This is a genomic window from Microbulbifer aggregans (assembly GCF_001750105.1).
Classification (GTDB): domain Bacteria; phylum Pseudomonadota; class Gammaproteobacteria; order Pseudomonadales; family Cellvibrionaceae; genus Microbulbifer; species Microbulbifer aggregans.
In genome coordinates this window covers 1161690-1174338 of the sequence record NZ_CP014143.1, presented here as the reverse complement: position 1 = coordinate 1174338, position 12649 = coordinate 1161690, and the positions used below count along the sequence as shown (strand labels likewise).

The following is a 12649-nucleotide window of genomic DNA, read 5'->3' as shown; positions in this document are numbered from 1 at the left end:
CACCTAACAGCGCGGGCCAGAGAACGAGTGTTCAACCATGAAAACCACAATCAAGATCCTACTCGGCACGGTTGCTGCCCTGGCGCTGGCGGTAACACTGATGGCGCCCTCCCTGCTGGGCTTCTCCGTCACCCAGCTCGGCAGTGCCGTGCGGGTGGCGACCGGCATGGGGGCCAAACTGGCGTGTTCCGGGCGCTATGTGTCCGGATTTGCACCGAACCTGATCGTCGAGGACCTGGCCTCCTACTCTCCGGCGAACCGCCTGCTGGACCTGCAGTATGACGACGACGCGCGCCGGGTGACGGCGGACCTGGTGGGGCTCGGTGAAGTGAGTGCCCGCTATCGCGAGGGTCTCGGCTGCGCGCTGGAAATCGGCGACACCGCGCCCCTGGACGGGGTGACCATGGAGACAATCAAAACCTCTGACGCGCCCTGGCCGAAAGGCACCGGTACTCCCGCCATTGACCCTGACCTGCAACAACAGCTGGGTGCCATGCTGGCCAGGGACAATGCCGCCGGACTCGAGACCCGCGCCCTGCTGGTCGTGCAGGACGGGGCACTGGAGGCCGAAGCCTATGCCGAGGGTATTCACCCGCAGACGCCGCTGCTGGGCTGGTCCATGGGCAAGAGCCTGACCGCGATGATGCAGGGGCGACTGGAGGCCCTCGGCCAGGGTGACCGTACGTCGACGACGCTGTTCCCCGAGTGGCGGGAGGACGCCCGCCGGGACATCACCCTGGAGCAACTGTTGCAGATGTCTTCGGGCCTCGCCTTCGACGAGACCTATGCACCCGGCAGCGATGCCACGCATATGCTGTTCAGCGCGCACAGCGCCTCTGACGTCGCGCTGGTCAGCCCGGCGGCGCACACCCCGGGCAGCCACTTCTCTTACTCCTCCGGCACCACCAACCTGATTGCCCGCTGGCTGCATGAACAGCTTGGCGGTGACGTGCAGGCCAGTGTCGATTTCTTCCAGCGGGAATTGCTGCAGCCACTGGGCATGGCACATACCGTCTTCGAGGTGGACCCGAGCGGTGTATTTGTGGGCAGCTCCTACATCTATGCCTCCGCGCGTGACTGGGCGCGCCTGGGCCAGCTGATGCTGAACCGTGGTGAGCTGAATGGCCAGCGGCTGCTGACCGAAGAGTGGGTACAGCGCGCCGCCACGCCCAACGCGAGCGATAACGAGCCCCGTTACGGTTACCAGTTCTGGCTGAACAGTGGCAGCGACGCGCTGCGCTATCCGGAACTGCCGGCGGACACTTACTTTATGCAGGGCAACCGCAAGCAGGTCGTGATGATTTCCCCTTCCACCAACACCGTCATCGTGCGGCTGGGTTGGTCATCGGGGAGTTATCCAGTGGGAGAGAATTTCGCCGAGTTGCTGCCGGCGGCGGGAAACGAAAAGTTGAGCGGCCGCTGATCGGCTTCAGGCCGGGTTGTCGACAGCGCGCTCGATAAAATTGGGAGCGCTCAGACTCCGCGGGTTATCCACTACCAGCTCCCAGGCCCGTCCCTCGCCAACGATCGCCGCAGCGGCATCGCGACCGCGGGACATCACCGGCGGCCGGCGCTCCATATGATGGGCGTCGGTGGCCAGTACAGTGACCAGATCCTTCTCAAGCATTTGACGCGCGCGGGTTTCGGCCCCCGGGCCAAAATCCCCTGCCACCGCACCCGCGGTCACCTGGAACAGGCAGCCCGCCTGCACCAACGGCCCCAGCCGCGCGAGGTTGCGCAGCACATCACGATTACGTTCGGGATGGGCGATGAGGGGGCGAATGCCCTGTTTACCAAGCCACTGGACCAGCTGATCCGTACCCGGCGGCACATGGCTGTGAGGTAGCTCCAGCAAGATGACCCGGTCTCCCTGCCACTCACCGATAAAGGGGATCGCCCCTTGCTCCAGCAGTGCCGGCAACTCGTCGGTGAGGCGAACCTCGGCGCCGAGAGCGATCTTAAGAGATTGTTCTTGATCGCTGAACTCACGCTCCAGCGAAGCTCTGAATTGATCAAATGCGGGGGCAAGGCTGGCCAGGGAATTTTCGTAGCGGCCCGGGTGTATATGGGGTGTAAGCACTGCGTGGGTAATACCGTCGGCGACGGCGGCACGCGCGAGCGCCAGCGCCGTCGCCTCGGTATCGGCACCATCATCGACATCGGGCAGTAGATGGCAGTGCAGGTCGAACACGCCTAGGTTTTCTCCTCGCTGGACTCCACGACCTGTTCCAGTTCTACGCTGGGCGCCCGGCGGGCTTCGCTCTTGCCACCGGGCTGGCGGCCATAGTCGTAGCCGTAGTACTCCTCCGCGTAGGCGGCATTCTTGCTGGTATCCACGTGGTTCAATACCACACCGGCCACCGGCGCACCGGTCTGCTCCAGACGCGACAGGCCCTTGATCACAACCCGCTTGTTGACGTCATCGTGCTTGACCACGAACAGTACCGAACTGGCGGAGCGGGCGATGATGAGCGCGTCGCTCACCGCCTGCACCGGCGGCGTATCGATAATGACGCGATCGTAGCTGCGGGCGAGGACCTTGATCATCTCGTCGAACCGCGGTGAGACCAGTAGCTTCTGTGGGTCATCACACAGGCGGCCGGCGGGGATGATATCGATACCGCCGTTCTCGTCCCGATGAATGCAGTCGTCGATGGCAGCGGTGCCCTCGATCATATCCGTGAGGCCGGGTTGCTCCCGATCGACACCGAAGTCGATTCCCACCACTGGTTTGCGCAGGTCGGCATCGACCAGAAGGACTTTTTCCACCTGACCGAGCGCGAAGGCCAAATTCTCCGCAACCGTTGTCTTGCCCTCGCCTGGTACCGACGAGGTCACTGCGAGTACCTGTCCTTTGGAGTCCTTGCCTTCTTTGCCCCCGAATTGCGACAGTACAATACCGGTGCGCAGGGTGCGCACGGATTCGGCGAAGGTGTACTGATCCGGATCGAAGAAGGCACGCAGATCAAGACGCTGGCCACTGACTTTCTGTACATCAGGCAGCAGACCCATCAGCCGCTGGTGCAAATAGACCTCGACATCTTCCGGGTTGCGCACACCAACGCGCAGGAAATCCAGTACAAAAGCGAGACCAACGGACAGCATCAGCGCCAGTGCCAGCACTGCAGACACGATCACCCGCTTGTTGGGCTCGGATGGCTCGTTCGGTGCCACGGCGGGATCCGCTAGCCGGGCCGGCGCCATATCGAAGCCAGAGGCCTCGCGAGTTTCGTTCACCCGGGTCAGGAAGGTATTGAAGAGCTGGCGATTAATTTCGGCCTGCTGCTGAAGCTCTCCATGACGTACCGCTTTACGGGATACCTGCTGATAGTTTTCTTTCGCCCGAGCGACCTCCTGCTCCTGGGCACGCACACGGGCCTGGGCCGTCTGATAGCGGCTGTCGATCGCATCGGCGAGGTTGCGCACTTCGCTGCGCAGCTGGTCACGAACCATGGTCAGCTCATTATTCGCCGCGATCATGATCGGGTGCTTGGGTCCGTAACGGCGCGATACCTCGGCCACATTACGACTGGCCTGTGCCTCGTTGCGCTTGATCTCCTGGATCATTGGGTTGTTCAGTACGTCAGGCAGGTTGGCCAGTGCCAGCTCATTGCCCTCTAGGGCTTCCACCTGCTCGTGAATGCTTCCCACCTGGCGCAATTCACGGCGCATTTCCTGCAACTGAGTGGTGGCCTCATTGAGATCTTGTTCAGCGAGACTGAGTACACCACTGATATCCACCAGGTCTTCCTGTTCACGGAAGGCCAGCAACTCGGCCTCGGATTGCTCCAGCTTCACCCGCAGCGTGTCTAAGCGCTCATTCAGCCAGGAACTGGCGCGGTTGGTGAACTGAGCACGGGCCTCTGACTGGCTGGCGATATACTCGGCGCCGACAGCGTTGGCAATATCCGCAGCCAGCTCTGGGGAGCGGGCAGTGAAACTGATATCCACCAGATGTGTGCTCCGCTTGGGTGCCACACTCAGGCGCTTGAGGAAGGCACTGGTGACCTGCTCTATGCGGGAGCGCTCGACACTATCGACGCTTTGGTTTTTACCAACGAAGGGTAACCAGCCCCAAATGCCGGAACTCACTTCCCGCAGGCTCGGATCAAATTCTTCGTTGTTCAACAGATCGAGCTTGCGGATCACCCGCTCCGCAAGATCTCTCGACTGAAGCATTTCCGTCTGGGTAAGAATGTACTCCCGACGTTGAGTGCCCGTATCGTAGAGCTCCTCCACCGAGACCAGGTTTCCCTGGTCCAGCTCAAACATCAGCGTGGCAGTGGCCTGGTAGCGGGAGGGCATGCCGGCAACGACCAGCATCGCAACGACAGTAATCGTCGCAGTGAGGCCCAGGATCATCCACTTGCGGGACAATATCGCCTGCCAGTAGCGGCGCAGATCCAGCCCACCCTCGTCCATCAGATCTTCACCTTCGAATGGGTTTTTCTTGTTCATCCTTGCGCCCTCAGAAAATTCCTTGTTCAACAGTCACGATATCGCCAGGAAGCAGTCGCGTATCCAGCTCTGCCTTGAACGTACGTTTTTTCTCACCCTGGCCCCGTTCGACCGTGATCTTCTGTTCCGAGGCGCGAGGGGTGAACCCGCTCGCCATCGCCACGGCCTTGTTGATTGTCAACCCGGGATGGAAGGTATAGCTCCCCGGGCTAGTCACTTCCCCGTTGATAAAGAAGGGTCGATATTCGACGATGGTGACTTCCACACTGGGATTGATCAGGTAGTCGCCCCGCAACCCGGCTACGATCTTTCTTTCCAGCTCCGAGGTATTGAGCCCGGTGACGTCTATCTCGCCAATAAAGGGGTAATTGATTACGCCGCTGTCACCGAGATACATCTCCATGGATAGATCTTCCTCGCCAAAAACACGGATGGCGATACGGTCCCCGGAGTCCAGCTGGTAATTGGCGATTTTCAGCGGGGCTTTACTGTCCGTTTCCGCCATTAAGGGCAATGGCGCCAGGCACAGTGCTGCTGCGAGGAGCAGGTAACGGGGGTTAGGTAGCTGTAACTCAGATCGCTTCATGGTGGGTAACACTCCAATAGGTAGTACGCGGCCTACTACAGGGAAGCCTCAAATCCAATAAATGCCTGATTGCGGTCAAAGGCGAAGACCGGGTCAGTGGCACTCTGATCCAGTGCATTGACACCGGCACGCAACGTCAGCCATTCGAGAAACTGATAATTGACTGTGCCGAAGCCGCGGCGAATGTTTTCGGTGAGGTCCGTGCCCTCGAAATCCGCATCGGTGTAGCGGAACGATAGCTGTGTGGAAATGGTTTCGGTCCAGTCATGAGTCCAGCCGATCGATGCGCTGCGCGCATCAATCAAAGTAGCCAGACCACGCGACTCCAATGCCACGCGGTCGGCAGTGAACGTCAGCTCGGTGATTTCCAGTGGCCGCCATGCGCCGAAAAATTCCCAGCGTGGACGGGAGAAGTCCTCCACAGTCGGGTCACTGAAAGTGCGAGTACCGAGCCCGGCCAGCAGGCTCAGGGTAAGTACAGCTGTCTCACGCTCCGCACCGACGAGATAGTTCACCTCTCGACTGTCCAGGTCCGGCAGCTCTGGCAAGCGGCGAAAGTCGATATCGCGAGCATCTAGCCTCGCCAGCAGGTTGGTCGCACCAGCGATATTGAAACTGAACAGACCCGAACCGTAGGTACCCCTGCGATCCTGGGCGCGGATTTCGTCTATATAGTTGCGGTCGTTGTGGCCGGCTGTCAGCTCAAGTCCGGCCCGCGCGCCCTCAGCACCAAAAGTGTAGGTAGCGCTGAAGTCCTTTTCGATATAGCGGTCGCGCTCGAAGATCAGACTTTCCAGATCCGGCGCCACGCGGTCATTGAATTCTTCCTGGATATCCCGGAAGACCAGGTTTACCTCCACACCGTGACGTGGATGCAGGTCCCAGCTTGCGTCGGCCAGCAATTCCTGGTCGGTATAGCTATCCCGGTCTGCGTCCAGATAATCCCCGCGAGACAGGCTGTACTGGACGCTGTACGTGGATATACCCGTTTCCGCCTCGAGCAGAAAACGGGGAGTGGCCACCATCAGCCAACTCTCTACCTCATTGACCGGAGAGCTATCGATATTGTCGTCGTAACGCAGGTCGACTCCGATCGAGGGAGTAAAGGCAATACCGGCTGGCAAGTTGATCGGCTGGGCATTGGCGAACGGTGCTATCGCCAATGCCGCCGTCAGAGTAAAAAGCAGCGGCAAGGAATTTACCGGTTGTTTAACCGGAAAGAAAATTATCTGACTACCCATGACCGAGTACCGAATTTCTCGACAAGCTTTTACGCCCGTACCATTTTTCTGGGAGCCCTAAGTCTAGGTGGCTGCTGAATTTCTGCTGTTGGATTTAGTGAAAAGTTTTAATTTTTTGGCGGCAAACTCAGTAGGCGTTCTTCGAAGTAAAACCTTTAAACACTGTCATCAAAACGATGTAGCAATCAAAGAACAGCGACCAGCGACGGATATAGTCGAGATCGTATTCCACCCGCTTGCTCATTTTTTCCAGTGTATCCGTCTCACCACGCCATCCGTTCACTTGTGCCCAGCCAGTAATCCCAGGCTTGACTTTGTGTCGCAACATGTAACCACTGACCAGACTCCGGTACTGCTCGTTGTGTGCAACAGCGTGGGGCCGCGGACCAACGATGGACATTTCTCCCCGAAGAACGTTGATGAATTGTGGCAATTCATCCAGCGATGTGCGGCGCAGGAAAGCGCCGAATCGAGTGACTCTGGGATCGTTACGGGTAGCCTGAACGACTTCCGCGCCGTTTTCCTGCGTCGTCATGGAGCGGAATTTCCATACCTCGATGGTATTGCCACAGAAGCCATACCGCCGCTGGCGGAAAATGATCGGACCTTTCGAAGAAAGCTTGACGCCGATGGCAATCAGGAGCATCAGCGGTGAGAGCATGACCAGCGCCAGCGAGGCGATGATTACGTCCTCCAGCCGTTTGAGCCACCCGTTAATACCCTGGATCGGCGTGTCGTAGATACTGAGCACGGCACTACTACCGATCCTGTGCCAACGGGATTGCAGGAGGTTTGCGCCGAAAATATCCGGCAGTAAGTGTACGGTCGCGGTCGTATCGCCGAAGGCTGCCAGCAACTCATCGATCCGCTTGGCCTCGCTGATGGGCAGGGCAATGTAGACCAGATCCAGCTCACCAGACCGCGCGGCCGCCAGCGCGTCCTCCAGGTCTCCCGCAGGCCCTGTCATCAGCGAGGCCGCCCCGGCAAGCGACGTTTCTACTGAGGCGATACCGGGGATGCGGTAGAAGCCCTGCAGGCGAAGACCCAGTTCCGGATGCTGCTCCAGATCACGGGCCAGTTGGAGCCCGGTAGGCGTGATACCAAGAATGGCCGCGGAGCGGGTATTGCGATCGTGGACACGGAGGTACTGCAGTACCCGTCGCATCGCAAAACGCCAGCTTCCCAAAAGTACCAACGTCGCCAGGAACCAGGAGCCGACAACCAGCCGCGAGTATTCATGCCCGAGCCGTGAAAAATAACCAACCAGTAATAGCAGCACGCAGACAGAAACCCAGGCGAGAGCCGTCGTGGTCAGCATCGCGCGAAAACTGTCGATCCGCCATGACCTGTAAAGCTCTGCTGGCTCAGCCATGACAACAAATGCCATCACTGCCAACAACCCCGCTGCTGCCCAGTTTCCACTGATTGGCTCACCTGCCACTGCAAGGCAGATGCCCAGTACCGCGAGAATCAAGACACCGTCAATCAAACGGTAAACCGCTGCCAGATCACTCTGGTGCGAACGTATCCATCCCTGTTGCAACGCCCCGACCTCCCTGGGCTACTCCCTACCTCCACTGCTGATGCATCAGAGTCGCCCGCGCTCAAAGAACAATCAGGCTGCACATCTTTTGCGCACAGAGAATGGCACAGGAATGAGGGATCTCAAGACTACCTTGTTAACTCTGTCACAATTCTGCTCCAGTTCTGTTTATCGTGACAGCCGGCACCACAGAACGACCGTTAAGCAGGCAGCGAGGGCGCCCAATACACCGGCAACAAGGTCGATTAAAGATGGGGTGCGCTGCGGCAGCCACAAAGCCTGTAGCCACTCTATGAGTGCCGCAAAAAAAAACAGTAATAAAAGAATGCGCACGATCTTAAGCCAACTGCGAACCCGAAGGGCAAGTATCGCCAGCACGCCAAGCGTGTAGAAAGCTGCAAAATGCAGTAGTAAATCAAAATGCGGAAACAGCAGAGGAAGAGGCCGACCACGCAAACCAAAGCCAAAACTAAGAGCAAAGGCGGCAAGTAGTAGCAGGCGCCAGAGCCACAAGCTTGGAAGTTGAATAGAACACCCCCGATAGAAAACACTACAGCACTCGGCGGAAAATCCCCCGTTTACTCAGTGTAGTTCCAGCATAGCCGACTATCCTTGCTCCCAGTCCCTGAAGCCGGTGTTTTCAGTCTGTAACCGGTGCTCCTTTTCATCATCGCGTAAATGGGCCCGGCAATCCGGCGCCATCTTGCGGAGGTTCTCATGGAAAGCCCTGCACTGTTGCGCCCCCGTGCAGCATCCAGCCTGCCAATAAAGCAGGCTCCAGCGGTTGAAGAAGACATAAATCGGCCAGTCAGGCTGTTCTGTTTTCACCTGGATGATGACTCCGACATCACCCTTGCTGAGGCGAGAAGCTACCTCTGTAAAGAGGAGCGCGAGCGGGCGCGCGCCTTTGTTTGTGAGCGGGATCGCGAGCGTTATATACGCGGACGCGGCTGTCTTCGCCGGATTCTGGCCCTGCAACTAAATCGCGAACCCGGGCAGCTCGAGTTCTCCTTTGGCTCCCACGGTAGACCCTATCTGGCTGGTAGCAGCCTCTCGTTCAACATTTCCCATTCCGAAGGCCTGGCGGTCTGTGCGCTCTCGCACTCGCGCTCGGTAGGTATCGATCTGGAGGTGCATCAGGAGGCCTTCTGTTTTGGCTCACTGTTATCCATGGTCTTTACAGAGACCGAGCGCTGCCACCTAGATGAAAGCAGTGGCATGGAACGACGCAGGAGGTTTTACGACTTCTGGACCGCTAAAGAAGCAATGATGAAGCTGACTGGTCTGGGCTTATCCCTGCCACCCACCGAAGTTGAACTGCTACTGGCAGGCGATCGTCCCTGCGGTTTCACCCGCCCATTGATCGAGGGCACCACTCTCCAGCACATTGACTGCAAGCCTTTTTCGGAGACTGCATTGAGTTGCTATCTCGTGACTGCGCCGCGGCATAGAAATAGAGAAATTGACAGATGATAATGAATTGGTGTAGCAGACGCTCTGTTAATGCCCCATGAGCGAGGCTCCCTCCCCGGCAGCTAACAGAGACTGAACAATCTTCCGCTTCTAGCACCAGTTTTCACCGGTACGGTGAGTAAATATGGTTTCCTCAGACGACCGATTATACGGAAATAGATAGTGATACTTTTCGTGTTCCCCAGGCAGAGAAGTCGAGAAATGCCGTTTATAAAACGATAAGAAAACCAATGCAGTTAGGATACTATCATCGCCAGAAACACTCTGTCTTTATGGCATTAGGTAAGGTATCGACGCAGCGGGTTTTTGTACAAGCCAATTGGCTGAATCAGCCGTTTGATCCTGTCGCGAACATGGATTGGCATGCTTAGACGAATTTCTTGCCGCAGAAAACGAAATTTCCCAAGCCCCCGGGCGCGGTTAAAAGGAATTTCCCGGAGCTCAGGCCACAGGTAATCCATCAAGGCTGGAATCACTTTCTTGGCACCGCGGTAGCCTTCGCAAATTGCGAGGATCTCACGATAGTACTCTCCACTATTGAACGGGCTGATAGACGGCAGGGAGAGTTCATGCCCGTATAGCGTCGGTCCGGCCCAGCCTGCCGCGCGGATCTCTGCGTAAGCGAACTCTAGGATATTGCCAACGCTCATACCCGCAGGAAAGCTCGCGAGCCACTTCTCCGCCAGGGAGACCGTATAGGGGTTAGCAACGATTCCCATCCGCTCCAGTAAACCCTCGGCAGATAAGACATCAAGTTTTGCATCCCTTGAGTACCAGTAGGGTGCGCGCAGAGCTTCACCGCAAGTGCCTGTCAGCTCATGACTGTGACTGTCGTGGATACGGGCAGTGGCGCACATGGCAGCCACGGTATCCTCAACACAATACCCAACCCGGTGGAGCCAGGCTCCCAGCTCCTCTTTTGATGGCTTGATGAATGGCAACTGCCGATAGTTCAGGTCAAAATGATCAGCAATATCTGCAGCGATATGACAATCGAGGCGACAGGAATATTGATCAAGCACCACGGTTTGAAACTGCATCTGCTGGTGCCAATCCCGACACGCGGCTAGGACGATTCTGGAATCGCGACCGCCGGTGAGCTGGGCAATGCAGTGCCCATCGTCCAGCAGTGCCTTGATGTTACGGCGGATGATGTCCCCCAGACGGGCAACTGCCTCTTCAGGGTTTACTTTCTTGTTGCCGTGACGGCCTTCACCACCAGGCAGAGGAAATACTCGCTTTGCCGCCCAGCTGTTCAATGGCAGCGTATGGTTGGGCAAGAGTCTCTTGACCCCCAGATAGGGAGTCAGGCCCATTGGAAACCAGACTTCACCTTTACCTCCGGACAGTGCCCGCCGGACTTCTGGGTCTGGCTCCTGCTCATCGAAGAGTGACAAAATGGTTGGTGAAGAAGCGAGTAACTGCTGACCAGCGTTATAAACCACGCCCATCATGGCCGCTGGATCGGGCCGGACCAGAACTTCTTCTCCGAGAATACTGAAACAGACAAACCGTCCACACAGTTCATCAAAGATGTCCGGGGCTCCGTGTCTGGTCAGCTGCGATGTGATCGAATCGCCGTCGTGCAACAATCGGCCACGGAAAATCGCCCAGCCAATAATCATGCTGATCAGCGCGCCGCGCTCGTTAAAGACTTTCAATATGGGAACATCGCGAGCAACGGAAAGCCACCAGTCTCGGAGCTGGCAATGCTTCCAGCCCGGCAACTGATTCAACGGACGTGATGCCAGCGCAAATTGTTTTGGATAGTCCATGGAAATCACCTTTTTTTGGTTTCCATGAGTATTGGGAACTAGGTTCCTTGTCTACTCCCGAGGCCATTGGTGAAGCTACCGCCCTTCCTGCGACTGCGTATGAGTGTCACTATTTCCTTGCGCACGGATGACTGGGCAACTGCCAATAGCATAGCGGCAAGCAGTGCGGCGAAGCCGGCCACTGCGATCTGTAATAGTCCAAATACGACAGTGCTGTCAGGATGAGGGAGCAGATTGGGGATTAGGGCGACAAAGGCATAACACAGCACGCCACTCAACATCATTAACTGGGCCAGAGCACGTACAAACCGTGCCTTGCCGCTACCGATTTGCACGAGATAAACCGATACAGCAAGGGCGATCATTTCCCCGCCGATTCCGGTCGCTGCAATCCATGTTACCGGGGCGCCGTTGAGACCAAACATCACAGCGAAACCGAGACTGATACAGCGGAAGATATTTGCAATCATCGCGTTTTTTGTATGCGCCTGGCTATTGGCAATGATCGAGGGGGCAATGCGTATAACACGCAATGCCTGCATGACAGCCAGCCAGGTGATAACACTCACAGCCTGTAGGTACTGCTCTCCAAAACTGAGGCGGATCAGTCCGTGCCCGCCCACACCGAAGAAGACCACCACCAGCACAGCAAATCCGAAACAGCCGATCAACGCGAATTCCGAGCAGCGGTAAAAGAGCGCGGCATCATCGCGACTTCGGGAAAGCACCGGCATCAATAGGTAGGCACTTAATTTTGCAAATATCAGGGTGGGCAGCATGCACAGCGAGAATGCAACACTGTACCAGGCCAGGGTCTCCATGTTGTACAGGCTGCCGATGATGGCGCGATCACCCTGAAAAATTCCAAACATCAGAAAACCGTTAGCCAGTAGCGGCCAGCCGAAGGTCAACTTTCTCTTCGCCAGCGGCCAGCGCAGGACCCAGCGATAAGGCCGACGTGCCAGCAGGTGAGACAGCATAACTTGCATGACTGCCTGCAGCAGAATCACGGCCAGCATCACTCGATAATCTTCGAACATCAGCGAGGCACCAAAGGCGACGATGAGAGTCAGCAGCTGCGGTATGGTGTCGAAAAGTGCCGTTGGCACAAACTCAAGATTCCGCTGTCGCACGACATAGTCAAAATTCATCATCCCGTGCAGCACCGGCACGATCGCCAATAACTGGAACGCCCACACCTTGTCTTGCGCGCCAAATAGATGTGCGATCGGGTAGGCAAGCGCCAACAATATGATGGAGATCAGCAAACCCTTCAAAAATTGCAAAAAGTGTGCGGAGCCGAGCATATCATCGCTGGCGCCATCGTGGTCCTGCACCAGGACCCGGTCCAGGGCCAGGTTACTGGTCATTTCTACGAGAGAAATGGTGAGCGCGAAGGTAGTAGCGATACCAAAATTTTCGAGACCAATATGCCTGGCGATGATGATATTGCGCAAAAGTGTACAGGCTGCCACCAGTGCCTGACTCAACGTCAGCACGGACGCACCCTTTAATAGACTGAGCCGTAGAGACAACGGTTACTCCATGGTACTGACAGTGGGGTTCGCCATTG

10 protein-coding genes are annotated in these 12649 nt (G+C 57.2%); 2 read left to right on the top strand and 8 right to left on the bottom strand.

Annotation, left to right across the window (positions count from 1 at the left end; translation table 11 throughout):
• The first annotated feature begins 37 nt into the window (after positions 1-37).
• Positions 38-1423: a serine hydrolase domain-containing protein gene (locus AUP74_RS05075; protein ID WP_069946624.1), complete on the top strand. Its 1386-nt coding sequence runs from the start codon at positions 38-40 to the stop codon at positions 1421-1423.
• Between the two features lie 6 nt (positions 1424-1429).
• Here AUP74_RS05075 and AUP74_RS05070 read toward each other — a convergent pair whose 3' ends face one another.
• The 6 genes from AUP74_RS05070 to AUP74_RS17160 form a co-directional block, all read right to left on the bottom strand.
• Positions 1430-2191: a tyrosine-protein phosphatase gene (locus AUP74_RS05070; RefSeq protein WP_069946623.1), complete on the bottom strand. Its 762-nt coding sequence runs from the start codon at positions 2189-2191 to the stop codon at positions 1430-1432.
• Between the two features lie 2 nt (positions 2192-2193).
• A complete protein-coding gene (locus AUP74_RS05065; RefSeq protein WP_083260827.1) occupies positions 2194-4458 on the bottom strand; it encodes a GumC family protein in 2265 nt (754 codons plus the stop codon).
• Positions 4459-4468: 10 nt separating this feature from the next.
• On the bottom strand, positions 4469-5044 hold the full coding sequence (locus tag AUP74_RS05060) for a polysaccharide biosynthesis/export family protein (RefSeq protein ID WP_226999898.1): 576 nt from the start codon (positions 5042-5044) through the stop codon (positions 4469-4471).
• A gap of 35 nt (positions 5045-5079) precedes the next feature.
• A complete protein-coding gene (locus AUP74_RS05055) occupies positions 5080-6237 on the bottom strand; it encodes an outer membrane beta-barrel protein (RefSeq protein WP_158514542.1) in 1158 nt (385 codons plus the stop codon).
• Positions 6238-6412: 175 nt separating this feature from the next.
• Positions 6413-7774, bottom strand: coding sequence for an undecaprenyl-phosphate glucose phosphotransferase (locus AUP74_RS05050; RefSeq protein ID WP_226999897.1), 1362 nt, complete (start codon positions 7772-7774; stop codon positions 6413-6415).
• A 222-nt stretch (positions 7775-7996) separates the two neighbouring features.
• Positions 7997-8341 carry a VanZ family protein gene (locus AUP74_RS17160; protein WP_145924320.1) on the bottom strand — a complete coding sequence of 115 codons (345 nt, stop codon included), beginning with the start codon at positions 8339-8341 and terminating at the stop codon, positions 7997-7999.
• A 204-nt stretch (positions 8342-8545) separates the two neighbouring features.
• On the opposite strand from AUP74_RS17160, the gene AUP74_RS16985 reads away from it, so the two are divergent.
• Entirely contained in the window at positions 8546-9301 is a 756-nt protein-coding gene (locus AUP74_RS16985) for a 4'-phosphopantetheinyl transferase family protein (RefSeq protein ID WP_158514541.1), read from the top strand.
• Positions 9302-9579: 278 nt separating this feature from the next.
• Here the strand turns inward: AUP74_RS16985 and AUP74_RS05040 are convergent, their stop codons facing one another.
• Together AUP74_RS05040 and AUP74_RS05035 are read right to left on the bottom strand one after the other, a co-directional pair.
• Positions 9580-11076 carry a hypothetical protein gene (locus AUP74_RS05040; protein WP_069946619.1) on the bottom strand — a complete coding sequence of 499 codons (1497 nt, stop codon included), beginning with the start codon at positions 11074-11076 and terminating at the stop codon, positions 9580-9582.
• Positions 11077-11114: 38 nt separating this feature from the next.
• Positions 11115-12611, bottom strand: a complete 1497-nt coding sequence (locus tag AUP74_RS05035) for an oligosaccharide flippase family protein (RefSeq protein WP_083260825.1) — start codon at positions 12609-12611, stop codon at positions 11115-11117.
• Between the last annotated feature and the right edge of the window lie 38 nt (positions 12612-12649).